Here is a 23,069-nt window from a genome sequence, read left to right as displayed (position 1 = left end):
CATAAGGAATGTGACACCCGATATGGCAGACGAAAAATTTGAAGAGCGGCGCCGACGCGCCCATTTTCGCGCCTGGCGCCGCGGTACGCGCGAGCTGGACCTTCTCGTCGGGCGCTTCGGCGACAGCGTTTTGCCATCTGCCGACGAGCGGCAACTTGCGGAATTCGAGCGGCTTCTCGAACTCCCGGATCTCGCTCTCTACAGCTGGATCGTCGGGCGTGAAGAGGTGCCGGCCGAGCATCAGAGCGCGATGATTGCAGGATTGATTGCCTTCCACAAAAGAGAACGAAATTCGGATGTCGAAATCCTCCAGCGCTGAGCGGCTGAGCGATCTTCTGGCGGAAAACCGCCATCTCACCCTGTCCGGTGTGCCGGACGGGCTTGAGGGGCGCGTCCTTGCCGATCTCGTGCGTTTGCGTCGCCTCCCGGTCACGTTCGTTGCGCGGGACGCGCGTCATCTGGAGATGGCGAAAGAGAGCCTGCGTTTCTTTGCTCCGGATATCCGGCGCCTGACGTTTCCCGCCTGGGACTGTCTGCCGTATGACCGTGTCTCGCCCAACGCCGACGTCGTGGCGCGCCGGATGGCGACGCTGAAGGCGCTCGTCGATGCAGGTCCGCAGGCGCCGCTCATCCTTCTGACGACAGCCAATGCGATCATTCAACGGGTGCCGCCGCATGAGTGGGTGGCGCGGCATGTGTGGAGTGCCCGCGCTGGTGACGTGACGCCCATGGAAGGGTTGGTCGCGCGTCTGGCGGCCGACGGTTTTGAGCGCGTACCGACGGTCCGGGCGGTTGGCGAATATGCCGTGCGTGGCGGCATCGTCGACCTGTTCGCTCCAGGGGATACGGGGGCAATCCGCTGCGATTTCTTCGGCGACACGCTGGAGACGATCCGTCCCTTCGATCCGGAGAATCAACGCACGACCGGACAGGTCTCGCGCCTCGACCTCCTACCAGCGAGCGAGATCATCCTCGATGACGAGGTCGTCGCGCGTTTTCGCCAGAACTATCGCGAAGCCTTCGGCGCCGTGACGAGCGACGATCCGCTTTACGAGGCGGTGAGCGCCGGGCGACGCTTTGCGGGCATGGAGCACTGGCTCGCCTTCTTCCATGAACGGCTGGAGACGGTTCTCGATTACGCCGGCGACACGCTGGTGGCGGTCGATCATCTGGCAGCAGATACGCTCAAGGATCGCTGGGAGCAGATCGGCGACCATTACGAAGCGCGCAAGGAAAACGCCGATCAGAAGCTCGCCGGCGCCGCGCCCTATAAGCCCGCGGCTCCCGACAGCCTCTATCTGACGCCCGAGGAATGGCAGGCCAAAGTGGACGATCATGCGTCCGCCCGGCTGACGCCTTTCGCATCACCGGGCGATGCGGGTTCCGTCTACGATGTCGAGGGCAGGGCGGGCCGCACCTTTGCCGCCGAACGGGCAGCCGGTGACGTCAATGTCTTCGATGCGCTCGTCGCGCATGTCGCCGATCGCCGCAAGGCCGGCAAACGTATCGTGCTTGCGACCTGGAGCGTGGGCGCGCGAGACCGTCTCATCCAGGTCCTGAGCGACCACGGCATGGAGCGGTTGCAGCCGGTCGAAACCTGGGCTGAGACAGAGGCGCTCGCCAAAGGCATCACCGGCATGGCCGTGATGCCGCTCGAAACCGGTTTCGAGACGCCCGACAGCGTCTTCATTGGCGATCAGGATGTGCTCGGTGACCGTCTCGTGCGCCCGGCACGCAAGCGCAAACGCGCCGCCGATGCTCTGACCGAGGCAGCGAGCCTCTCGGAAGGCGATCTCGTCGTCCACGTCGATCACGGCATCGGGCGTTTCGATGGTCTCGTTACGATCGAGGCGGCGGGTGCGCCGCATGACTGCCTGCAGCTCGTCTATGCGGGTGGCGACAAGCTCTTTCTGCCGGTCGAAAATATCGATCTTCTGACGCGTTATGGCGCGGAAGGTTCGGAGACTGCGCTCGACAAGCTCGGCGGCGTCGCCTGGCAGAACCGCAAGGCGCGGCTCAAGAAGCGCATCCGCGAAATTGCCGACGCTCTCATCAAGACGGCCGCGGCGCGGCTTCTCCGTCAGGGTGAGAAGCTCATTGCGCCAGACGGCCTCTACGGAGAATTCGCGGCCCGTTTTCCCTATGAGGAAACGGATGATCAGGATGCTGCGATCGAGGCCGCGATCGGCGATCTCGGTTCCGGCCGGCCGATGGATCGGCTGGTCTGTGGCGATGTCGGTTTCGGCAAGACCGAAGTTGCGCTCAGGGCCGCGTTCGTCGCCGCGATCAGCGGCAAACAGGTGGCCGTGGTCGTGCCGACGACCTTGCTCGCCCGACAGCACTACAAAACGTTCGTCGAGCGTTTTCGCGGATTGCCGCTGCACATCGGCAGCCTTTCCAGACTCGTCGGCACGGCGGAGAAAGCACGGGTCAAGGCGGGGATCACCGACGGCACGATCGATATCGTCGTCGGCACGCACGCGCTTCTCGCGAAATCTGTCAATTTCCGCGATCTCGGCCTCGTCATCGTCGACGAGGAGCAGCATTTCGGCGTCAAGCACAAGGAACGCCTGAAGGAGCTGCGCTCGGCCGTGCACGTCCTGACGCTGACGGCGACACCCATCCCGCGCACGCTGCAGCTCGCACTGACGGGTGTGCGCGACCTCTCTATCATCGCGACGCCGCCGGTCGACCGGCTGGCGGTGCGGACTTTCATCTCGCCGTTCGATCCCCTGATCGTGCGCGAGGCTCTGTTGCGCGAACGCCTCCGTGGCGGCCAGTCCTTCTACGTTGTGCCGCGGATTTCCGATCTTGCCGAAGTGAAGGAGTTTTTGGACCAGAATCTGCCGGAGGCGCGGGTTGCCGTCGCGCATGGCCAAATGCCTGCGAGCGAGCTCGATCAGGTGATGAACGCCTTCTACGACGGCCAGTACGACGTCCTCCTGTCGACGACGATCGTTGAATCGGGCCTCGACATTCCGACCGCGAACACGCTCATCATCCATCGCGCCGACATGTTCGGTCTGGCGCAGCTCTATCAGCTGCGCGGACGCATCGGCCGGTCCAAGAACCGCGCCTACGCCTACTTCACCGTGCCGGCGAAGAAGACGATGACGACGACGGCCGAGCGGCGTCTCAAGGTCCTGCAGTCCCTCGATTCGCTCGGCGCTGGCTTCCAGCTCGCCAGCCACGATCTCGATATCCGTGGCGCCGGCAATCTTCTCGGCGAAGAGCAGTCCGGCCATATCAAGGAGGTCGGTTTCGAGCTTTATCAGCAGATGCTCGAGGAGGCGGTGGCAAGTCTCAAGGCCGGCGACGAGGAGCTTGCCGAGGGCAAGTGGTCGCCGCAAATCACGATCGGCATGGCGGTCATGATTCCAGAGACTTACGTCCCGGACCTGACGCTTCGCATGAGCCTTTATCGGCGCCTTGCAGATCTCGAAGACGCAGGCGACATCGATGCTTTTGGGGCGGAAATGATCGATCGCTTCGGGCCGTTGCCGGATGAGGTCGATCATCTTCTGAAGGTCGTCTACGTGAAATCGTTGTGCCGTAGAGCCAACGTCGAAAAGGTCGATGCCGGGCCGAAGGGCGTCGTGATCGCCTTCCGCAACAACGAGTTCGCAAATCCCGGTGGCCTCGTGCGCTATATCGGCGAGCAGGGCTCGATGGCGAAAATCCGCCCCGACCAGCGTATCGTTCTGTCCCGCGATTGGCCGCGGCCTGAAGACCGCCTGAAAGGTACGGCGTCCCTGCTGACGCGTCTTGCCAAGATTGCCGAGGAAGGGGCGCAGAAAGCCGCTTAGGGCAAGGACGGTTGCGAGGAGAGCGCCTCGATGATGCGGCAGTCGTCGATCGTGCCGCCCCGGCAGCTCTCCTTCATCCTTCGGAGCTCGCTCGCGAGACGCTGAAGGTCTGCGATTTTGTCCTCCACCTCGACAAGGTGCGAGGTGACCAGCCGGTCGACGGCGGCGCAGTCGCGCTCGGTATCTGCTGACAGTTCAAGGAGTTCCCGGATCTCGTCGAGGGTGAAGCCGAGAGCGCGGGAGCGCCTGATAAAGCTCAGCCGCTCCTGATGCATCTTTGAATAAGCGCGATAATTCCCGCCCGTGCGTGGCGGAGCGGGCAGAAGCCCGATTTTCTCGTAATAGCGGATAGTGACGATCTTCGTGCCTGTTGCGGCAGCAAGATCGCCAATTCGCAGAAGCGACGGCTCTGTCACGCTCTTGACCCTATAGCGGCTAGAGAGTGCAGCCTAGCAGCCTATTGGATCGGATGTGAGGCCGAGATGAGCGGTTGCTGCGAGGACGGATGCTGCGGGCGTGCGATCCGTGGTGACAACGGACGTTTTGCCCGACTTCTCTGGATCGCGCTTGTCGTCAATGCCGGGATGTTCGTGGTGGAGGCAGGAGCGGGAATGGCCGCGGGCTCTCTGTCGCTGCAGGCCGATTCCCTCGATTTCCTCGGAGACGCGGGAAATTATGCCGTCAGTCTGATGGTCGTCGCCTCGGCACCGGCCGTGCGAGCCAAGGCCGCGCTTTTGAAAGGCGCCACGATGGGGCTCTTTGGTCTTTGGATCGTGGCCGCAACCGTCTGGCGTGCCTTCAATGCGGTGCCGCCGGATCCCTTGACGATGTCCTGGGTCGGGCTCCTCGCGCTCATCGCCAATCTCGGTGTAGCCGGCCTTCTGTGGGCCTATCGCGGGGGCGACGCCAATATGCGCTCCGTCTGGCTTTGTTCGCGCAACGACGCGATCGGCAACCTCGTCGTGCTCGTTGCTGCTGCCGGTGTCTTCGGAACGCAGACGGCCTGGCCGGATCTCATCGTCGCAGCCATCATGGCTTCGCTCGCGCTCCAGGCTGCGACGATGATCGTGCGCCATGCGCTTCTCGAGCTTCAAGACGAAGCACGCGAGCAAAAGCCCGCCTAGAAGCCATTCCGACTGGAACGGACCTGGGCCCGCCCCTAAGCCGGCCCGTTGTCGTTGGCGTTGTGCGAAGCCGCCAACGCGGCGTTGAAGGCCTCGACGAGGACGTCAGGGGTCTGAGCGCCGACGACGACATAGCGGTTTCCGACGATGAAGGTTGGGACGCCGCTCACACCCATTTGGCGGGCGAGGGCGATTTCCTCCTCGACCAGATCGCGGTCGGCACCACTGGCCAGGAGCTCGGCAATGACGTCGGGATCCATCCCAGCTTTGGCGGCGATCTCCGTCAGCGTCTCCGGCTCGTTGAGACGCCGGCCCTCGATGAAATAGGCATTGAACAGCGCCTCGACGATCACGTCCTGCACGCCGGCGCTTGCCGACCAGCGGATGAGGCGGTGGGCGTCGAGCGTGTTGGGTGACACCTCGATCGCATCGAAATCGAAGGGAATCGCTTCCTGCGCTCCGGCGGCGCGCACGTCGACATAGAGAGAGCGCGCTCTTTCAGCTGAGCCGAATTTCTCCGCAAGGTAGAGGCTGCGATCCTTGCCTTCCGGCGGCAAGGTCGGGTCGAGCTGATAGGGACGCCAGCGGATGTCGAGCGGAATCTCGCTCTGGCTCGCGGCCTTTTCCAGGCGCCTTTTCCCGATGAAGCACCACGGGCACATGACGTCTGAGATGACATCTACGGAAAGGCGGTCGGTCGCTGGGAGTTCATCGCTCATACGGGGAACTTAGCGCGGGGCCGGTGCCTGGCCAGCGTCAATTCTGCTCGGCATCGGCCGACCACCAGGTGGTCGGCTCCGGTCCATAAAGCGACCCGTCCGAGGGATGCGAAAGCCTGTTCCAATAGGCGACCCACTCGGCGGGGGCATGAAAGAGCGGCACGACGTAAAAGCCGGAAATGAGGACCCGATCGAGCGCGCGGACCGCGGCGACGAAGGTCTCCCGGTCTCTGACGGACAAGAGGCTTTGGATCATCGCGTCGATGGCGGGATCGGACGCGCCTGAGAAATTGAAGCTTCCCGGGCTTTCTGCAGCTGCGGAGGACCAGCGGAAGGATTGCTCGCTTCCGGGGGAGAGAGACGCGAAGGCCAGATTGTACCTGATCATATCGAAGTCGAACGATTTCAGGCGCTCCCAATACTGGCTTGCATCGACCTGCCGGACATTTGCGCTGATGCCGACGAGCGCCAGCGCATTCTGGTACGCGAGAGCCAGCCGCTCGTCCTCGCGCGTCATCACCAGAATTTCGAAGGCGAAGGGCTCACCCGTCTTCTCGTTGACGATCTTGCCGCCCCGGCGGACCCAGCCGGCCTCTTTCAGCAAGGCGAGGCCCTTGCGGAAATTGTCGCGATCGCGGCCGCTGCCGTCGCCTTCGGGCGGACGATAGCTGCCGTCCATCACAGATGGGAGAACCGCATCGGGGTAGGGCGCGAGGAGCTTTTTCTCCTCTTCGGAGGCGGGCCGACCGATTGCCGAGAGTTCGGAGCCCTCGAAATAGCTCGCGGTGCGGTCGTAGGCGCCGAGGAAGAGGTTTTCGTTGAGCCATTTGAAGTCGAGAAAATAGCCGAGCGCCTGGCGCACGCGCTTGTCGGCGAAAACCGGCTTCCGGGTGTTCATGAAGAAGCCGTTCATCCCCTTCGGGATGCCGGTGTCGAACTTCTCAAGCTTGACCAGGCCCTCTTTCACTGCCGGGAAGCGATAGCCGGTCTGCCAGCGGCTCGGATCTTTTTCCCGATGATAGTCGAAGAGGCCCTTCTTGAAGGCTTCGAAATAGGTGTTGGTGTCGCGGAAATACTCTAACCGAATCTCGTCGAAATTGTCGAAGCCGCGCTTCACCGGCAGATCCTCGCCCCAATAATCATCCCGTTTTTTCAGGATGATAGAGGTGCCAGGGCGGGTTTTGGCGACCTCGTAGGGGCCGGAGCCCATAAGCGGCGTGAGGTTGCTCCTCGAAAACGCGTCCTCCGACACGGCGTGTTTGGGGAAGATCGGCTGCAGCGCGACGAGAAGCGGCAATTCGCGGCTGGCGCCGTCATCGAAAGTGAAGCGCACCGTGCGTTCGCTCTCGGCCGTGACGTCAGCCACCATGGCATACCAACCTTTCGGGCGCCCATGGTCTTTCAGGAGGTTGAAAGAATAGACGACGTCCTCCGCCGTCACCGGCGCGCCATCTGCCCATTTCGCTTCCGGCCGTATGGAAAACGAAATCCACGAGCGATCATCGGGGACGGTGACGTTTTCGGCGAGCAGCCCATAGAGCGAAAACGGCTCGTCGCGGTTTCGCACCATCAGGCTTTCCCAGAGATTGTTGCCCCATTCGTCGTCCCAAAGAGCCCGCGGCGCCGTCCCCTTGAGGATGAACGGATTAAGGCTGTCGAAACTGCCCACCATCGCGTAGGCGATGCGCCCTCCCTGCGGGGCCTCTGGATTGGCATAGGGGAGGTGATCGAAGTCCGCCGGCAGCTGCGGGTCGCCATGCATGGCAATCCCGTGCTGGGGTTCTTGAGCGCTGGCTGGGAGGATCGACGCGACAAACCCCAAGAGCAGCGCCGCGAGCGCGCTCGTGAGGCGAGGGCAAGGCACCATTTGGGATGGCTCTCCAGTTATCGTCTGTCATTTAAGGGCGAGAATCGGACCTTGCGCCAATCTGGCATAGCGTGCAATTGCGGACTATGGAGTTGGCCGCGGGGCTCCGACATGGTGTCGCCGCATTCTGAGGTCTTCCAACCCGGACAGAATGAAAGGGCGCCACGGGCGCCGAGTCAGTGCGAGGATCATCCATGCAATTTCTTCAGGCCGCGATGCGGCGGTCGCGTTCCATTGCGCAGGTCGCGGCGCCCTTGCTCCTGGTTCTTGCAGTCTCGCCCGCCTGGGCGCAGGACCAGCAGCCGAACCAGGATCAGCAGCAGCCGGAATGGGTCAAGCTGTGCAGCGAAAACCCGCAGAACAAAAAGCAGGTCTGCGTGGTCACACGCGAGCGTCGTGCCGCCACGGGGCAGCTGCTTGCAGCGGTCTCGTTGCGCGAGACGGAAGGCAAGAAGTTCCTGGTTTCGGCCGTGCCGCCGGGAATGCTCTTGCGGCCGGGGCTGCAGGTTCAGATCGACGGCGGCAAGCCCACCAAGGTTCAGTACTCGATCTGCTTCCCGAATCTGTGCTTCGCCGAAGCGGAAGTGAACGACGATTTCCTCGCTTCCATGAAGCGCGGCAGCAAGCTCGTCATCACCACGCTTAACCAGCAGGCCAAGCCGATCAATTTCGACGTGAGCCTGTCTGGCTTCACGGCCTCCTATGAGGGCGAAGCGATCGACCCGAAAGAGCTGCAGGCAGAGCAGCAGAAGCTGCAGGACGAGTTGAAGCGCAAGGCCGAGCAGGCCCGCAAGCAGCTCATCGAAAAGCAGCAGCAGAGCTCCGGCCAGTAAGTCCGGCTCTTGACGAGGCGTCTCAAGGCCCCGGCATCATCGCCGGGGCCTTTTTTGTTTGGCCTCGGCTTCTGTCTTTTTGAGAGACGTCGTTCACCGCAAAAGATCGAAATGCGTTCGGTGACCAGCAGTTGACAACGATTTAGCCGGGGCTACATTTCTCGCCATACAGCAAAAGAAGCCCCGCGTGACCGCGTCCCCTCGCTCTTCCTCTTTGTCCGACCGCACGACGACGGCCATCCGCGAGACGCTCGCGGGCAGGCGCCGCGGACCTTTCTCCGGAATGGTCTTCGCCGGCCCGGCGGTGATCGCCTCGATCGCCTATATGGACCCAGGCAATTTCGCCACAAACATCCAGGCAGGCGCGAAGTACGGCTACACGCTCCTGTGGGTCGTCTTGATGGCGAACCTGATCGCCATGTTGTTTCAGGCGCTTTCCGCGCGGCTCGGCATCGTCACCGGACGCAATCTTGCGGAACTCTGCCGAGACCGGTTCCCGCTGCCGGTCGTTCTCGTGATGTGGGTGGTGAGCGAGATTGCCGCGATGGCGACCGACCTTGCCGAGTTCCTCGGCGGAGCGATCGGGCTCGCGCTCCTCTTCGACATGCCGCTCCTCGTCGGCATGGCGATTACGGCTGTCGTTACGCTTGCGATCTTGCTTTTCGAGCGGGGAGGGTTCCGGCCGATGGAACTCATCATCGGCTCGCTCGTCGGCCTTATCGGGCTTTGTTACCTGATCGAGATGTTCATTGCGCCCGTCGATTGGGCGGCGGCCGGTCTGCATGTCTTTGTGCCGGAGATGCCGGATGGCGAGGCGCTGCTGATTTCTGTCGGCATCATCGGCGCGACCGTCATGCCGCATGCGGTCTATCTGCATTCGGGTCTGACGCAGAACCGCGCCCCGGCGACCAACGATCAGGAGCGGCGCACGCTCGTTCGATTCTCCAATCGCGAAGTGGTGCTGGCCCTGGCGGTGGCGGGGCTTGTGAACATGGCCATGGTGGTCATGGCCTCGAGCGCCTTCCATGCCGGTCACAGCGAGGTTGCGGAGATCGAGACCGCCTATCACACGCTGACGCCGCTTCTCGGCGTGGCGGCGGCCGAGGTGTTCCTGATCTCCCTGATCGCGTCCGGCGTGTCGAGCTCCGTCGTCGGAACGATGGCCGGACAGATGATCATGCAAGGGTTCGTCGGCTTCAGTATTCCGATCTGGGTCCGGCGCCTCGTCACCATGTTGCCGGCCTTTGTCGTCGTCGCGCTCGGCATTAACGCCACGAAGGCGCTCGTCATCAGTCAGGTGATTCTGTCGATCGCACTGCCTGTGCCGATGATTGCGCTCGTCTATTTCAGCGCCAGCCGGGAGATCATGGGGCAGTTCGTTGCGCGACGCTCGATCAGCGTCATCGCCGTGACGGGAACGGTTGTCGTTCTGGCACTCAATCTGGTGCTGTTGCTCGACATTTTCGGCATCGACATACCCGGTCTGCCACCTCTCTAATCGGGCGAACGAGACCGCGAAACCCTAGTTGATGGCCTCGCGCATTTGGTATTGGCCGTTCTCAAACGAGGCGAACAGCTCGGTCACCTGCGGATGACGGACGGGTTCGCCCGAATCATCTGGGACGAGGTTCTGTTCGGAGACGTAGGCCACGTATTCGGTCTCCGCATTCTCCGCCAGCAAATGATAGAATGGCTGGTCCTTCGACGGCCGGATCTCGGCCGGAATGGCATCGTACCATTCGTCCGTGTTGTCGAAGACAGGATCGACGTCGAAAATCACCCCGCGGAACGGCAGGAAGCGATGCTTGACGACGTCACCGATATTGAATTTGGCTGATCGCATGTTGTCCATAAGTTCAACCTAACAACTCGAAGATCGGGCATCGTGAGGGAAAGTCAAGGCGCGGCTGCGGGCTCCTCAACTGCGCGCTCGGGCTGATTTCCAGCGGTCGTGAACCCACATCCACTCTCCCGGCCTCTCTCGGATCCAGGCTTCGAATTGTGTCTGGATCGTCTGAGTAAATACGGCCACGTCCTCCATCTGGTTTCCAGTTTGGGGGCATTCGAGCACCTTCGCCTGAACGATGAAGCGTGCACCTTTGCCTCGAAGGACGCGGCCAGCAACCACAGGATTATGCAAACGCCGTGCCACCATCGCAGGAAAGGGATTGGCGGTGGTCTCCTTGCCGAAGACCACGACCTTGATGCCTTTCGCTTCACGCTGATCGCCGAGAAGCGCGACGGCACCACCCGCACGCACATGGGCCATCACGCGCTTCGGTGTGGACTTGGCTTTCGCGATGAGACCACCTGGAAACACGTTTGACCGCAAGCTCGTGACGTAGGCGTCCGAGTAGGGGTTCTTGAGCCTCTGGTAGAGGCCGATCCCATTGAGCTCTTTGGGAATGGCGATCGAGGCGATCTCCCAATTGGCCGAATGGAGGCCGACGACCAGCAGGCCCGCACCGCGGTCGACAAAGCTCTGACGCAGCTTCGGGTCGATGTCGATCGTCACGCGGTCGCTCGCCAAGATGAGGTCGATGAGAAAGCTCTCGGCGAATGTCCGTCCCAAATTGTCCCATTGCTGGCGTGCGATCTCCTCGCGCTCCGATTCGCTCTTTTCGGGAAAGGCGATGGCAAGATTTTGCATCACCCGCGGATGCCGATGCGTCCGAGGTCCGACCAAACTCCAGGCTCGGCCCATCATGTTCGACGCTACATCGATTGGTAATGATCGCAGGAGTACCGCGACGAGACGCATGAGAGCGTACTCGGCGAAGTAGCGTGCGCGGCGTGTCGGTGACAATGATCGGCCGGAGGTCATGGCTTGCCCGCGGAAGCCTGCGTCAATTGACGAGATGGGTCCAACCATCTAGCCCGCAGGGTCGGCGGACCGCTTAGCGAAGCTCGCACGCGGATGCAACACGAGCCGACCCGTCGTCTGTCACCCATGAAGAAGGAAAGCGCCGGTTCAGGATGAGTGATGTCGTGGGCCTTGCCCTGCCGTTCTTTGGTCTGATCCTTCTCGGTTTCGTCGCCGGCCGCATCTGGCACGAGGACGAGAAGGCGCTCGCCTGGCTCAACATCTACGTGATCTATTTCGCGCTTCCAGCACTGTTCTTCGAGGTGCTCTCGAAGACGCCGATCGAAGAGCTGACGAACGGCAGCTTCATATTCGCGACCACTTTTGCGACCTATACCGCGTTTGCTTTCGCCTTTGCCTTTGCGGTGCTCAAGAACGACGGTCGCATTCCGGAGGCGACCGTTCAGGGCCTCGTCGGGGGCTACGGCAATGTCGGCTATATGGGCGCGCCGCTGGCGATCGTCGCGCTTGGGCCACAGGCGGCCGCACCGGCCGCGCTGATCTTCAGCTTCGACGTGACCCTCGTCTTCACGCTGGCGCCCCTCATGATGGCGATGAGCGGGGCCAGTCATCAGCCGATCGGCTCAATCTTGAAGTCGATTCCCCGCAAAGTGCTCCTGCATCCCTTTATCCTTGCGACGCTTGCAGGCGTGCTGGCCGCCTTCGTCGATGTTGGACTTCCCGCGCCGCTCGAGCGATTTCTGTCGCTCCTCGGGGGATCTGCCGCGCCCTGCGCGCTCTTCGCTCTCGGCGTGACGGTTGGCCTGTGGCCGCTGCGGCGGGTGCCGGGCGAACTGCCATTTCTGATCGCGATCAAGCTCCTCGTGCACCCGCTGATCGCTTATCTTCTCCTCACCTGGATCGGAGGGTTCGACCCGGTCTGGATCCAGACCGGGGTTTTGATGGCGGCACTGCCGCCTGCCGCCACGATCTACGTCATCGCGGCGCAGTATCGCACCTATGTACTGGAAGGCTCGTCGGGGATCCTGCTCGGAACCGCGGCCTCCGTGATCACTCTCAGTCTCGTTCTTTATCTCGTCACCACGGGCCTTCTGCCGCTTGATCCGTTCGGATCCTAGGCCTCAGAGACCCCGGAACGTCTTCGCCAGACCCTGCTGCATCAGAAAGCGTCGGAAGGGTGCAAAGCCGCCGGCTGCCGAGAGCGCGACCGCGCGCAACGCCTGGACCGGCAGAAGTCCGGTCAGCAGCGATCGATTCAGAAGATCGACCGCAAGCGTACGGCTGCGAACATCGGCTTGGCGAAGCCGATGAAATTCGGTGGCGGTGCCTTCGTCGAGCCGGTTGCGAGTGAGCGACAGGACCGTTTTGAGGGCTTCGACGTCGCGCAAGCCGAGATTGAGGCCCTGAGCTCCGATCGGGGGAAAAATATGCGCGGCCTCGCCGATCAGAAGCGCGCGCCCGTAGGCGAAGCGGTCGGCGAGACCAGCCGAAAGAGGATAGCTGACGCGCGGTGAGGTGACCTGCATGGCCCCCAGGAGCGAGTGGGCGGAGCGTTCTGCGCGCCGAGCGAATTCTTCCTCGGGAATCTCGCAGAGGAGGGCAGCTTCGCGCGGGCGTTCGACCCAGACCAGGCTGACATTGTTGCCCTGCATCGGGACGAGCGTGAACGGACCCCGATCCGTGTGGAACTCCGTTGAGACGGAATGGTGGGGATGAGTGACGGATAAGGTCGTGACCAGAGCCGATTGGGCATAGCGCCAACGTCTGACCGCTATGCCGGTTTTGGCTCGAACGAGAGAGCGGGAGCCGTCGGCACCCACAACGAGGTCGCTTTTCAAGGAGGCGCCGCGACCGGTGGTGATGTGAACGCAGTCGGTCTGGAAGCTCAGTTCGCTGGCCGTATCCTCGAAAATGGTGATGTAGCGGCTGTTGCGTGCGCGCTCGGAGAGCGCTTCGACGAGGCGGCGATTGGGAATGTTGTAGCCAAAGGCGTTCAAACCGATCTCGCCGGCGTAGAACGTCACCTCGGGCGCACGAATGAGCCGCCCGGTGTCGTCGATGAGCCGCATAGCCTGCAAAGGTGCGGCGGCCGAGACGAGATCGGGCATGGCGCCGAACTGTTCCAGAAGCTCGATCGAGCCAGCAAAAAGCGCGGCGGTGCGCCCGATGGGGAAGTTTGCAGGTGGAGCGATGATGGCAGTGGTGCGTCCGGCTTCTGCCGCCGCGAGAGCCGCCGCCCAGCCGGTGGCACCGCCTCCGACGATGCAGATTTCGAAATCGTCGCGTGGCTTCATCCTCAATCCTGCCATATCTTCGCTCGAACCAGATTGTCTGCCGAGCATTTATTGCCCTATGGGTTGCGTTTCCAGGCATATGGCCTCTTGCGGGAGCGCAAGCAAAGACCACAACGAGGAAAAGAATCTCTCCGTGACGCAAAAAGCTTGCATCGTTTGCCGCAACCGGGCCAATGCCTCGCCGGCAGACAACCGGTGGATCTTTTTGCCCTTGCCGGAGGGCTGGTGTTTTGGCGCCGAACGCGGCATGAGGAGCCACTATGTTGACGGGGTCTAGAGATTTGCAGCTCGGGCAGCAACTGGAGCATCTGCGCGCCGCCGCGTCGCTCTTCGCCATCCATTTGTTGACGGCAAGCGGGGCGGCGCTGGCATTGCTTGCGACGCTTGCGGCCGCGCGCGGAGAATGGCGCGCCGCATTCGTGTGGCTTGGGATCGCGCTCATCGTCGATGCGCTCGACGGGCCGATTGCGCGCCGCTACCAGGTGGGCTCGCGCCTGCCGCGCTGGGATGGCAGCGCGCTCGATTTCGTCATCGATTACACGACCTATGTCTTCGTGCCGGCCATCATCCTGGCGAGCGGCTGCGGGCTCGGAACCTTCTTCGGCATTCTCGCCGCGATGATCGTGGCGATCACCGGCGCGCTCTATTTCGCCGACACGCGGATGAAGGAGCCCGACAATTCGTTCAGAGGCTTCCCGGCCGCCTGGAATCTCGCCGTCTTCGTCCTCTTCGCTTTGCAGCCGCATCCTTTCGTGACCTTCATGGTGACGGTGCTCCTCGCTGTCGGCACGTTTCTTCCGGTCAATTTCGTGCATCCCGTGCGTGTCACCAAATGGCGCTGGCTCACACTGTTGATGATGGTGCTGTGGATGATCTGTGCCGGCATTTTGATCGCGACCGGTTTCGATCAGAATTCGACGGTCGAGATGCTGCTGCTCGTCACGAGCTTCTATCTTCTCGGTGTTGCTGGCGTGCAGCAGCTTCTGGCACGCTTTTAGCCTTGGCCAGCTGAGGCCATGGAGCTTCTGTCGGATCCACAGGTCTGGGCGAGTTTCCTGACGCTCTGCGTCATGGAGATCGTGCTTGGCATCGACAACATCGTCTTCATTTCGGTCGTCGTCAGCCGGCTGCCGGAGGAGCAGGCCAAAAAAGCACGCCAGATCGGGCTTCTTCTGGCGCTCGTCTTCCGCATCCTGCTTCTGCTCGTCCTGTCGTGGCTGATTGGGCTCACGGCGCCGGTCTTCACAGCGTTCGGGCAGGACGTCTCGTGGCGCGATCTCATCTTGATCGGTGGCGGGCTCTTCCTGATCTACAAGGCGACGCACGAGATCCATGCCGAGATCGAGCATGAGACGGCGACGCTTGCGGAAGCCAAGACCGCGTCCTTTGGCGGGATCATCGCCCAAGTGCTGATCATCGATATGGTTTTTTCCGTCGATTCCATCATCACCGCGATCGGGATGGCCGAACATGTCGAGGTGATGATCGCCGCCGTCATTGTGGCGATTGCAGTCATGTATGCCGCGTCGGGACCGATCGCCGAGTTCATCAAGCACAATCCGACCACCAAAATGCTGGCGCTCGCCTTTCTGCTTCTGATCGGCGTGGCCCTCATCGCCGACGGTTTGGGTTTCCACATCCCGCGCGGCTATATCTACTTTTCCATGGCATTTGCGGCGGTGGTCGAGGTGTTCAACGTCCTTGCGCGGCGCCGCCGGCAGAAGATTGCAGGAGGCGGAGAGTGACGATTGTCGTTCGAGTTCACGCACATGGCGGGCCAGAGGTGCTGCAGATCGAGGACGAAGAGGTCGGCGCGCCGGGGGAGGGCGAAGTCAAGATCCGGCACGAGGCGATCGGGCTCAACTACCTCGACACCTATTACCGCACCGGCCTCTACAATGCGCCAAACGGCTTGCCGCTCACGCCCGGCAATGAAGGGGCTGGTACCGTTGTCTCCGTCGGGGCCGGGGTTTCGCGTTTTCGGGCGGGCGATCGGGTCGCTTATGTCGGGGGACTTGGAGCCTATGCGGCAGAGCGACTGATTTCTGCCGATAGTCTGGTGCGGCTTCCCGACGAGATCGACTTCAAGACCGGCGCAGCGATAATGCTGAAGGGACTGACGGCCCAGTATCTCCTGCGCCAGACGTTTCGGGTCGAGCGCGGGCAGACGATCCTCTTTCATGCGGCTGCCGGCGGGGTCGGGTTGATCGCCTGCCAATGGGCGAAGCATCTCGGCGCGACCGTCATCGGGACCGTTGGATCGGCCGACAAGGCCGAACTCGCCAAAGCGCACGGCTGTACGCACACGATCAATTATCGCGAGGAGGATTTCGTCGCTCGCGTCAAGGACATCACAGATGGCCGCCTGTGCGACGTCGTCTATGATTCAGTCGGTCAGAGTACCTATCCCGGGTCGCTCGATTGCCTGAAGCCACGGGGCATGTGGGTGTCCTTTGGCCAATCCTCGGGGCCGATCAAGGATTTCAATCTCGCACTGCTGGCCCAGAAGGGGTCGCTTTACGCCTGTCGCCCGACCCTTTTCAGCTACATCGCCAAGCGCGAAAGCCTGCAGGCGATGGCGGACGATCTGTTTCACGTCGTGGCGAGCGGGTTTGTGAAGATCGAAGTCAACCAGGAATTCGCGTTGAAGGATGTGGCAGACGCCCATCGTGCGCTTGAAGGCCGAGCGACGACGGGAGCGACCGTCCTCGTTCCGTGAGGAGCCGAAACAACGCCCGTGATCTAAGTTCGTCTGTCACGATCGCAATGCGAGCCGCACCATTTCGGGTGGCTCTGTCCTCCTCAACAAAGAAGCCGGGCGCGGGGCCCGGCAGGATTTGGAGTGAGAAGGCCTCGACCTTAACAGGCGAAGGCTTGCGGGCTCCTATGGCGATCCGCCGCATCATAGCCGGAGCTGGACGGGCTCAAGCTATTCTTCGGCTGGCTTATCAGGCTCCGTGGTTGCGACGACCGCGAGACAGTCACCAAGATCGACGAGCCCAGGAAAATGACGAGCGGCAAGGATCCCGTCGAGACCCGCTCGATACTCTTGAGGCTTTCCGCCCAAACGTTCGATCGGATGCACTGAAAGGAGGAGATCCCCCTTTCTGACCTGCGCCCCAAGATCGATCGCGGGCTCGATGAAGCCTTCGGACTGGCTGAAGGAAAAACACTCCGGTCCGGGCATATCGAGAAATATGGATGGCTGGTGGTCGATCGGGCCTGCCAGAATGCCCGCATGTTTGAGGACGTTTGCGAGGCCGCGCCGGGCGATCGCCAATGTCCGCGCCGTGGAGGTTCCACCCCCGCCGATTTCCGTCGTGACGAAGACTTTGCCGAGCGCCTCTGCGGCCGTGTCGAGCATGCCGACGGCGTCGATTTCCAACATGGTCATCGAATAGGGCGCGCAGAACGCATCTCGGGCTTCCCGGCAACGCGCCTCCTGCGCCTTGTTTTCGAGCACGTGACAGGCCGCAAAAGGCAGGAAATCGAGTGTCTTTCCGCCGGAATGGAAGTCGAGCACGAGATCCGCCATGGGCAGCAGAACGCGCTGAATGTAATCGGCGATCTTCTCCGTCACACTGCCGTCCGCGCGTCCTGGGAAGGTGCGGTTGAGATTGAACGTGTCGATGGGCGAGAGGCGGGTTCCTGCACGAAACGCCGGGTAGTTCATGAAGGGAACGAGGATGATGCGCCCGGTGATGTCATCGAGCGTGATCTTCCGGGCAAAATCGGCGAGTGCGACAGGTCCCTCATATTCGTCGCCATGGCTGCCGCCGGTGACGAGGGCGGTCGGGCCGGGGCCGTTGCTCACGACCGTGATCGGGATCATGAGATTGCCCCATGCGCTGTCGTCGCGGCTCCATGGCAGTCTCAGATAACCGTGCTGGATGCCTTCGCGCTCAAAATCGACGGTCGGAACGATGGGGCTGTCAATCATCGCGGGCTCGTTCGGGCTTCCATGCTTTCTGGTCGAAAGCATAGGATTGGAGATCCTCGCAAGCTTCAACGCGTCTATTGGGAGAATTGCTTTCGGAAACCTCCGGCCGACTATGCCGGGCCGGCAGCTGCTTGCCCCTTCGGATTTCAGCGCCTAGGCTTCCTTTGTCCGTCTTCACACGGTTCGTGCCAGGCGTCGCGCCGCCTGCCGGACCGCCCGTTGCGGAAAAGGAATGGCTCGCGCGCGCCTGAGACATGATGATGGTCGACCGTCGGCAGACATTCTCTCTGCCGGGCGCTGCTAATCCCGCCGGCCCGGCCTTGCCCAGTCATCCCCTGCATCGTCTCTTCCCGCCAACCAAAAGGACCCCGTCATGGACGAACACGTCACCGCCAATGACCTGGAAACACTCGACCGGGCGCATGTCTTCCACCCTTCGACGCATCTTGCGCAATTTGCGCGCGGCGAGGCGCCGTCGCGAATCGTGACCGGGGGCAAAGGCTGCACCATCGTCGATCGGGACGGACGCAAAAGCCTCGATGCCTTTGCGGGCCTTTATTGCGTGAACGTCGGCTACGGACGGCAGGAAATCGCAGATGCGATCTACGCCCAGGCGAAGGAGCTTGCCTATTTCCATGCCTATGCGGGCCATTCCAACGAGCAGGTGATCCGGCTGTCGAGTCGGATCGTCGACAAAGTCGGCCTCGGGATGCAGCGCATCTATTGGGGGCTTTCCGGATCGGATGCCAACGAGACCAACATCAAGCTCGTCTGGTACTACAACAACGTGATGGGGCGGCCGGAAAAGAAGAAGATTATCTCCAGGCAGCGCGGCTATCACGGGTCGGGCATCATGACGGGGAGCCTGACGGGTCTTGCGCTCTTCCACAACGCATTCGATCTCCCACGCTCGCCGATCCTGCACACGTCGTGCCCGCATTACTGGCGCTACGGCCGGGAAGGGGAAAGCGAGGCGGATTTCTCCAAACGCATGGCGGCGGAGCTCGAAGAACTGATCCTTGCCGAGGGACCGGAGACGGTCGCGGCCTTCATCGGTGAGCCCGTCATGGGAACCGGCGGGATCATTCCGCCGCCCGAGCGATATTGGCAGGAAATTCAGGCGGTCCTGAAAAAGTACGACATTCTCCTGATTGCCGACGAGGTCGTCACGGGATTTGGGCGCACCGGCGAATATTTCGGTTCGCACACCTACGGCATCGAGCCGGATCTCATCACCATCGCCAAAGGCGTGACCTCAGCCTATCTGCCTTTGTCGGGCGTCATCGTCGGCGAAAAAGTCTGGCAGGGGCTCGAAAAGGGGACCGACGATCTCGGCGTCATCGGTCATGGCTGGACCTATTCCGCGCATCCGACCTGTGCGGCCGCGGCGAACGCCAACCTCGATATTATCGATCGCGAAGATCTCACCGCAAATGCCCGTGACACAGGCGGCTATTTTTTCAAATCCCTGCGGGAGGCGGTCGGCGATCACCGGCTCGTCGGCGAGGTCCGTGGTGTCGGCCTGATGGCGGCGGTCGAATTCGTCGGTGACAAGGATACGAAGGCCCCGCCGGACCCGTCCTTGAAAGTCGGCATGAAAATGTCGGCCGCGCTCCTGGAAGAGGGGGTGATCGCCCGGGCGATGCCGCACAGCGAATGTCTTGGCTTCTCGCCTCCGCTCGTGATCACCCGCGACGAGGTCGACCAGGTTGTCTCGGCAACAAAACGGGCCATCGAGCGCGTTTCCGAAAGCCTTTGAGGTCGCGTTTTTGCGGCCGCGTTGATGCATTCGCCCAGCCTGGGCGGATAAAGCCAGAGGCTTGGCCCGGAAACTGCACGGCGGTGGAAGACCGCCGTCGGCGGAGATTCTGGGCCGCGGAGGGAGAGCCGGTATGGAGTTTGGCAAGAACAACACTCCGTTCAGCGAGGACGAATTTGCCCAGAGGCTTGTCAACACGAAACGGGCGATGGACGCGGCCGGCCTGGACGTTCTCATCGTCTGTGATCCGGCGAACATGAACTATCTGACCGGCTATGATGGCTGGTCGTTTTATGTGCATCAGGCTGTGATCGTCGCGCAGGCCCTCGAACAGCCTTTGTGGGTGGGCCGCAATCAGGATGTGAACGGCGCGCATCTGACGACGATTCTCCCGGAAGAAAACGTCATCGGTTATGCCGACGAATATGTGCAGTCGCTGACGCGGCATCCGATGCAGGTGCTGGCCAGTACGATCGCCGAACGGGGGCTCGGCTCGGGCAGAATCGGTGTCGAGGCTGATTCCTACTATTTCACGGCACGGGCTCAGTCCGTGCTCGTTCAGGAGTTGCCCGACGCGGTCTTCGCCGATGCCGGCGTTCTGGTGAATTGGTTGCGATGCGTGAAGTCGGATGCCGAAATCGCGCTGATCCGGCAGGCGGCTCGCATCACCGAGCGTATCATGCAGAAGGCCGTCGACCTGATCGATGTCGGTGTTCCGCAAAGCGAGGTGGCGGCCGCCATTCTCGAGACGGGAGTCCGTGGCATACCGGGCGAGGGGGGATATGGCGGCGATTATCCCGCCATCATGCCGTTGATGCCGAGCGGGGTTGGCACATCCTGCCCTCATATCACTTGGCGGGACGAGCCGTTTCTCGCCCAGACCGGAACGACAGTCGAGATCGCTGGCGTCCGGCATCGCTACCATGCCCCGATGAGCCGAACCGTCTATCTCGGAACGCCGCCGCAGAAGATGCTCGATGCGGCAAAAATCGTCGACGAAGGTATCGAGGCGGCGCTTGAGGCCGCGCGACCGGGTGCAACGGCGCATGATGTCTATGCCGCGTGGAGCGGGGTCATTGCGCGCCACGGTATCTTCAAGGAATCCCGGTGTGGCTACTCGTTTGGTCTGAACTATCCGCCGGACTGGGGCGAGCGGACGTTGTCGTTGCGGGCGGGCGACGAAACGGTGCTTCAACCCAATATGACGATTCACTTCATGCCGGGGCTCTGGCTCGACGATTGGGGTATCGAGATTTCCGAACCCATCCGGATCACCCAATCGGGTGTGGAGCAGTTCTGCACTTTCTCGCGCGAGCTAGTCGTCAAGTAGTTCAAGGGTTTGGCGCCGTTTATGGCGCTCGTCGAGAACGGCAATTATCCCAAAGTCGCGGCGGTTCTGTGCGCTGCGGCTTGCTTTTGGCGCCATTTCTTGGAAAAGTGACGAAATAGAGACGAAGTCCTTCGCCGGCGGCAGACGCTCGGTGGTGGATCAAAGACGGCTTAAGCCGTCCAAAAAAGACAATGGGTTGAACAGCAGCAGCGTCGGGGCTTCGCTCGGGAGCCCTCGACAGTGTGGCAGAAAGGCATTCATGCAGGACGAGAACGGCGTCGCCGAAGGCGCCGAAGATCGCGCCTATGTGCGCTTCGAGGACGTTCAGAAGAGCTATGATGGCGAAACGCTCGTCATCAAAAATCTGAACCTCGAGATTGAGCGCGGCGAATTCCTGACCATGCTTGGGCCGTCCGGGTCCGGGAAAACCACCTGCCTCATGATGCTGGCAGGTTTCGAATCCACCACCCACGGCGCGATCTATCTGCACGATCAGCGCATCGACAACGTGCCGCCGCACAAGCGCGGTATCGGGATGGTGTTCCAGAATTACGCGCTGTTTCCGCACATGACCGTGTCGGAAAATCTGGCGTTTCCGCTGAAGGTGCGCGGTGTCTCGAAAAGCGACACGGAAGAACGCGTGAAGCGGGCGCTGGAGATGGTCGAGCTGCCGCAATTCGGCGACAGGCGGCCGGCGCAGCTTTCGGGCGGACAGCAGCAGCGTGTCGCCGTGGCGCGTGCGCTCGTCTTCGAGCCGGATCTCGTCCTGATGGACGAACCGCTCGGCGCTCTCGACAAGCAGCTGCGCGAGCAGATGCAGTTCGAGATCAAGCACATCCACGACAATCTCGGGGTGACGGTCGTCTATGTGACGCATGATCAGACGGAAGCGCTGACCATGTCGGACCGCGTTGCGGTGTTCAACGACGGCATCATCCAGCAATTGTCGACGCCTGAAGTTCTCTACGAGGCGCCCGACAACGCCTTCGTCGCCCAGTTTATCGGCGAGAACAATCGCTTTTCGGGGCGTATCGTGGAGCGCGTCAGCGAGCAGGAAGTGCGGGTGAAGCTCGATACGGGCGAAGATGTGCGCGCGCTTCCGGTCAATCTCAATGGCGGGGACCGCACGACCTTGTCGCTGCGTCCCGAGCGCGTGCTCATCAACCCGGACGAAGGGGCAACGCCCAACGTCCTGGAAGGCACTGTGCAGGAAGTGATCTATCTTGGCGATCACATCCGCACCCGGCTTGCCGTGGCAGGCCATGATGATTTCATCGTCAAGATCCCGAATGCGGCCGGGCATCCGAGCCTTCAGCGTGGCCAGGCCGCGCGACTCGGCTGGACGATTGAAGATTGTCGGGCACTCGACGCCTGACAAAGCGCCCGTAGCCGGCGCCTATTTCCCGACCGGCGGGACACGAAAAATGCCGGCATAAAGCTCCCAAACGGGGACCAACAACAACGGAGGTCAGTCCGAATGAAGCGAACCCTATCCCTTATGGCCGCAGTGGCGATCGTGCCAAGCATGGCCTTGGCCGCAGAAGGTGACAGCCTGACGATCGTATCCTGGGGCGGCGCCTATACGATGTCGCAGGAAAAGGCCTATCACGAACCCTACAGCGAGAAGACCGGCACGCAGATCCTGCGTGAGGACAAATCGGCAAATGCACTGGCGGGCATCCGCTCGCAGGTCGAGGCCGGAAACGTCACCTGGGATCTCGTCGACATGCTGCAGGCGGATGCGCAGCGCGCCTGCGACGAGGGGCTCATCATGGAGGTCCCGCACGACGAGTGGCTTGCCCCAAGCCCCGATGGAGCCAAACCTACAGAGGATTTCATCGACGGCACGCTCGGTGACTGCTTCATCCCGCAGATCCTTTACGCGACCATGTTCGCGTATAACGAGGAAGCGTTTCCGGATGGCGGCCCCAAGACGGTGGCAGATGTCTGGGATCTCGAAAAATTCCCAGGTACTCGGTCCTTACAGAAGATCCCTCAGAAAAACCTTGAATGGGCTCTCATCGCCGACGGTGTGCCTGCGGACGAGGTCTACGAGGTGCTCGCGACGCGCGAAGGACAGGACCGCGCCTTCGCCAAGCTCGACGAGATCAAGGACAACGTGATCTGGTGGTCGGAAGGCGCGCAGTCGCCGCAGATGCTCGCCGACCAGGAAGCCGTCATCGCCACCGCCTATAACGGCCGCATCTTCAATGCGCAGGTGAACGAGGACCAGCCCTTCAAGATCATGTGGGACCACCAGATGTTCGAGGTCGACGGCTGGGTCGTTCCCGTCGATCAGAGCGAAAATGATCTGAAGCTGATCAAGGACTATCTCTATTTCGCCACCGATACGCAGCGGCTTGCGGACCAGGCGAAATACATTGCCTACGCTCCGGCGCGGAAGTCGTCTGTGCCACTCGTCGGGAAGATGGACGGCACCGACATCGACATGAAGCCGCATATGCCGACGACGCCGGAAAACTTCGAGACGGCGGTGCAGTTCGACACCTCCTTCTGGGCCGATTACGGCGACCAGCTCGAAGAGCGCTTCAACGCCTGGCTCGCGCAGTAAG

20 protein-coding genes are annotated in these 23,069 nt (G+C 61.8%); 13 read left to right on the top strand and 7 right to left on the bottom strand.

Annotation, left to right across the window (positions count from 1 at the left end; all coding sequences use genetic code 11):
* Nucleotides 1-22 precede the first annotated feature (22 nt).
* A complete protein-coding gene (locus L0F51_RS04330) occupies nucleotides 23-319 on the top strand; it encodes a succinate dehydrogenase assembly factor 2 (RefSeq protein WP_234628103.1) in 297 nt (98 codons plus the stop codon).
* A complete protein-coding gene (gene mfd, locus L0F51_RS04325; RefSeq protein ID WP_234628102.1) occupies nucleotides 297-3,806 on the top strand; it encodes a transcription-repair coupling factor in 3,510 nt (1,169 codons plus the stop codon). Before L0F51_RS04330 ends, mfd begins: the two co-directional genes overlap by 23 nt.
* Here the strand turns inward: mfd and L0F51_RS04320 are convergent.
* Nucleotides 3,803-4,204, bottom strand: a complete 402-nt coding sequence (locus L0F51_RS04320) for a helix-turn-helix domain-containing protein (protein ID WP_234629330.1) — start codon at nucleotides 4,202-4,204, stop codon at nucleotides 3,803-3,805. The two genes, mfd and L0F51_RS04320, sit on opposite strands and share 4 nt — an antisense overlap.
* Before the next feature lie 84 nt (nucleotides 4,205-4,288).
* On the opposite strand from L0F51_RS04320, the gene L0F51_RS04315 reads away from it, so the two are divergent.
* On the top strand, nucleotides 4,289-4,930 hold the full coding sequence (locus tag L0F51_RS04315; protein ID WP_234628101.1) for a cation transporter: 642 nt from the start codon (nucleotides 4,289-4,291) through the stop codon (nucleotides 4,928-4,930).
* 35 nt (nucleotides 4,931-4,965) lie between these two features.
* On the opposite strand, the gene L0F51_RS04310 is transcribed toward L0F51_RS04315, so the two are convergent.
* Complete coding sequence (locus L0F51_RS04310; protein WP_234628100.1) at nucleotides 4,966-5,649, bottom strand: DsbA family protein; 684 nt, start codon at nucleotides 5,647-5,649, stop codon at nucleotides 4,966-4,968.
* Nucleotides 5,650-5,686: 37 nt separating this feature from the next.
* Nucleotides 5,687-7,516 carry an extracellular solute-binding protein gene (locus L0F51_RS04305; RefSeq protein WP_370642306.1) on the bottom strand — a complete coding sequence of 610 codons (1,830 nt, stop codon included), beginning with the start codon at nucleotides 7,514-7,516 and terminating at the stop codon, nucleotides 5,687-5,689.
* A gap of 194 nt (nucleotides 7,517-7,710) precedes the next feature.
* On the opposite strand from L0F51_RS04305, the gene L0F51_RS04300 reads away from it, so the two are divergent.
* The gene (locus L0F51_RS04300; RefSeq protein WP_234628098.1) at nucleotides 7,711-8,349 is read left to right on the top strand and encodes an invasion associated locus B family protein; all 639 of its coding nucleotides are present in this window, start codon (nucleotides 7,711-7,713) and stop codon (nucleotides 8,347-8,349) included.
* 187 nt (nucleotides 8,350-8,536) lie between these two features.
* Complete coding sequence (locus L0F51_RS04295; protein ID WP_234628097.1) at nucleotides 8,537-9,847, top strand: Nramp family divalent metal transporter; 1,311 nt, start codon at nucleotides 8,537-8,539, stop codon at nucleotides 9,845-9,847.
* 24 nt (nucleotides 9,848-9,871) lie between these two features.
* On the opposite strand, the gene hspQ is transcribed toward L0F51_RS04295, so the two are convergent.
* Nucleotides 9,872-10,192, bottom strand: coding sequence for a heat shock protein HspQ (gene hspQ / locus L0F51_RS04290; protein WP_092812752.1), 321 nt, complete (start codon nucleotides 10,190-10,192; stop codon nucleotides 9,872-9,874).
* A gap of 75 nt (nucleotides 10,193-10,267) precedes the next feature.
* Nucleotides 10,268-11,173, bottom strand: a complete 906-nt coding sequence (locus tag L0F51_RS04285; RefSeq protein ID WP_255701278.1) for a lauroyl acyltransferase — start codon at nucleotides 11,171-11,173, stop codon at nucleotides 10,268-10,270.
* Between the two features lie 152 nt (nucleotides 11,174-11,325).
* Here L0F51_RS04285 and L0F51_RS04280 point away from each other — a divergent pair, with 152 nt between their 5' ends.
* Nucleotides 11,326-12,291 carry an AEC family transporter gene (locus L0F51_RS04280; protein ID WP_234628096.1) on the top strand — a complete coding sequence of 322 codons (966 nt, stop codon included), beginning with the start codon at nucleotides 11,326-11,328 and terminating at the stop codon, nucleotides 12,289-12,291.
* Nucleotides 12,292-12,294: 3 nt separating this feature from the next.
* Here the strand turns inward: L0F51_RS04280 and L0F51_RS04275 are convergent, their stop codons facing one another.
* The gene (locus L0F51_RS04275; protein ID WP_234628095.1) at nucleotides 12,295-13,467 is read right to left on the bottom strand and encodes an FAD-dependent monooxygenase; all 1,173 of its coding nucleotides are present in this window, start codon (nucleotides 13,465-13,467) and stop codon (nucleotides 12,295-12,297) included.
* A gap of 260 nt (nucleotides 13,468-13,727) precedes the next feature.
* Between L0F51_RS04275 and L0F51_RS04270 the strand changes: the two genes are divergently transcribed.
* The 3 genes from L0F51_RS04270 to L0F51_RS04260 are packed head-to-tail and all read left to right on the top strand — an operon-like array spanning nucleotide 13,728 to nucleotide 16,186.
* Nucleotides 13,728-14,465 carry a phosphatidylcholine/phosphatidylserine synthase gene (locus L0F51_RS04270; RefSeq protein WP_111328846.1) on the top strand — a complete coding sequence of 246 codons (738 nt, stop codon included), beginning with the start codon at nucleotides 13,728-13,730 and terminating at the stop codon, nucleotides 14,463-14,465.
* An 18-nt stretch (nucleotides 14,466-14,483) separates the two neighbouring features.
* Entirely contained in the window at nucleotides 14,484-15,212 is a 729-nt protein-coding gene (locus tag L0F51_RS04265; RefSeq protein WP_234628094.1) for a TerC family protein, read from the top strand.
* Entirely contained in the window at nucleotides 15,209-16,186 is a 978-nt protein-coding gene (locus tag L0F51_RS04260; RefSeq protein ID WP_234628093.1) for a quinone oxidoreductase, read from the top strand. Before L0F51_RS04265 ends, L0F51_RS04260 begins: the two co-directional genes overlap by 4 nt.
* A gap of 210 nt (nucleotides 16,187-16,396) precedes the next feature.
* On the opposite strand, the gene doeB is transcribed toward L0F51_RS04260, so the two are convergent.
* Entirely contained in the window at nucleotides 16,397-17,407 is a 1,011-nt protein-coding gene (gene doeB, locus L0F51_RS04255) for a N(2)-acetyl-L-2,4-diaminobutanoate deacetylase DoeB (RefSeq protein WP_234628092.1), read from the bottom strand.
* A 373-nt stretch (nucleotides 17,408-17,780) separates the two neighbouring features.
* On the opposite strand from doeB, the gene L0F51_RS04250 reads away from it, so the two are divergent.
* The 4 genes from L0F51_RS04250 (at nucleotide 17,781) to L0F51_RS04235 (ending at nucleotide 23,068) form a co-directional block, all read left to right on the top strand.
* Nucleotides 17,781-19,166, top strand: coding sequence for an aminotransferase (locus L0F51_RS04250; protein WP_234628091.1), 1,386 nt, complete (start codon nucleotides 17,781-17,783; stop codon nucleotides 19,164-19,166).
* Nucleotides 19,167-19,299: 133 nt separating this feature from the next.
* Nucleotides 19,300-20,496 carry a M24 family metallopeptidase gene (locus L0F51_RS04245; protein ID WP_234628090.1) on the top strand — a complete coding sequence of 399 codons (1,197 nt, stop codon included), beginning with the start codon at nucleotides 19,300-19,302 and terminating at the stop codon, nucleotides 20,494-20,496.
* Nucleotides 20,497-20,755: 259 nt separating this feature from the next.
* The gene (locus tag L0F51_RS04240) at nucleotides 20,756-21,871 is read left to right on the top strand and encodes an ABC transporter ATP-binding protein (protein WP_234628089.1); all 1,116 of its coding nucleotides are present in this window, start codon (nucleotides 20,756-20,758) and stop codon (nucleotides 21,869-21,871) included.
* 102 nt (nucleotides 21,872-21,973) lie between these two features.
* Nucleotides 21,974-23,068: an extracellular solute-binding protein gene (locus tag L0F51_RS04235; RefSeq protein ID WP_234628088.1), complete on the top strand. Its 1,095-nt coding sequence runs from the start codon at nucleotides 21,974-21,976 to the stop codon at nucleotides 23,066-23,068.
* Nucleotide 23,069 lies beyond the last annotated feature (1 nt).

It is taken from the genome of Afifella sp. H1R, assembly GCF_021462425.1.
In the GTDB taxonomy this organism is placed as follows: domain Bacteria; phylum Pseudomonadota; class Alphaproteobacteria; order Rhizobiales; family Afifellaceae; genus Afifella; species Afifella aestuarii.
This window is presented reverse-complemented; position numbering and strand designations above follow the sequence as displayed.

Excerpts from the sequence above, each read along its gene's own strand:
- L0F51_RS04330 (WP_234628103.1), top strand. The coding sequence starts at position 23 with ATGGCAGACGAAAAATTTGAAGAGCGGCGCCGACGCGCCCATTTTCGC.
- mfd (WP_234628102.1), top strand. The coding sequence starts at position 297 with ATGTCGAAATCCTCCAGCGCTGAGCGGCTGAGCGATCTTCTGGCGGAA.
- L0F51_RS04315 (WP_234628101.1), top strand. The coding sequence starts at position 4,289 with ATGAGCGGTTGCTGCGAGGACGGATGCTGCGGGCGTGCGATCCGTGGT.
- L0F51_RS04310 (WP_234628100.1), bottom strand. The coding sequence starts at position 5,649 with ATGAGCGATGAACTCCCAGCGACCGACCGCCTTTCCGTAGATGTCATC.
- L0F51_RS04305 (WP_370642306.1), bottom strand. The coding sequence starts at position 7,516 with ATGGTGCCTTGCCCTCGCCTCACGAGCGCGCTCGCGGCGCTGCTCTTG.
- L0F51_RS04300 (WP_234628098.1), top strand. The coding sequence starts at position 7,711 with ATGCAATTTCTTCAGGCCGCGATGCGGCGGTCGCGTTCCATTGCGCAG.
- hspQ (WP_092812752.1), bottom strand. The coding sequence starts at position 10,192 with ATGCGATCAGCCAAATTCAATATCGGTGACGTCGTCAAGCATCGCTTC.
- L0F51_RS04285 (WP_255701278.1), bottom strand. The coding sequence starts at position 11,173 with ATGACCTCCGGCCGATCATTGTCACCGACACGCCGCGCACGCTACTTC.
- L0F51_RS04280 (WP_234628096.1), top strand. The coding sequence starts at position 11,326 with ATGAGTGATGTCGTGGGCCTTGCCCTGCCGTTCTTTGGTCTGATCCTT.
- L0F51_RS04275 (WP_234628095.1), bottom strand. The coding sequence starts at position 13,467 with ATGAAGCCACGCGACGATTTCGAAATCTGCATCGTCGGAGGCGGTGCC.
- L0F51_RS04270 (WP_111328846.1), top strand. The coding sequence starts at position 13,728 with ATGTTGACGGGGTCTAGAGATTTGCAGCTCGGGCAGCAACTGGAGCAT.
- L0F51_RS04265 (WP_234628094.1), top strand. The coding sequence starts at position 14,484 with ATGGAGCTTCTGTCGGATCCACAGGTCTGGGCGAGTTTCCTGACGCTC.
- doeB (WP_234628092.1), bottom strand. The coding sequence starts at position 17,407 with ATGATTGACAGCCCCATCGTTCCGACCGTCGATTTTGAGCGCGAAGGC.
- L0F51_RS04250 (WP_234628091.1), top strand. The coding sequence starts at position 17,781 with ATGGACGAACACGTCACCGCCAATGACCTGGAAACACTCGACCGGGCG.
- L0F51_RS04245 (WP_234628090.1), top strand. The coding sequence starts at position 19,300 with ATGGAGTTTGGCAAGAACAACACTCCGTTCAGCGAGGACGAATTTGCC.
- L0F51_RS04240 (WP_234628089.1), top strand. The coding sequence starts at position 20,756 with ATGCAGGACGAGAACGGCGTCGCCGAAGGCGCCGAAGATCGCGCCTAT.
- L0F51_RS04235 (WP_234628088.1), top strand. The coding sequence starts at position 21,974 with ATGAAGCGAACCCTATCCCTTATGGCCGCAGTGGCGATCGTGCCAAGC.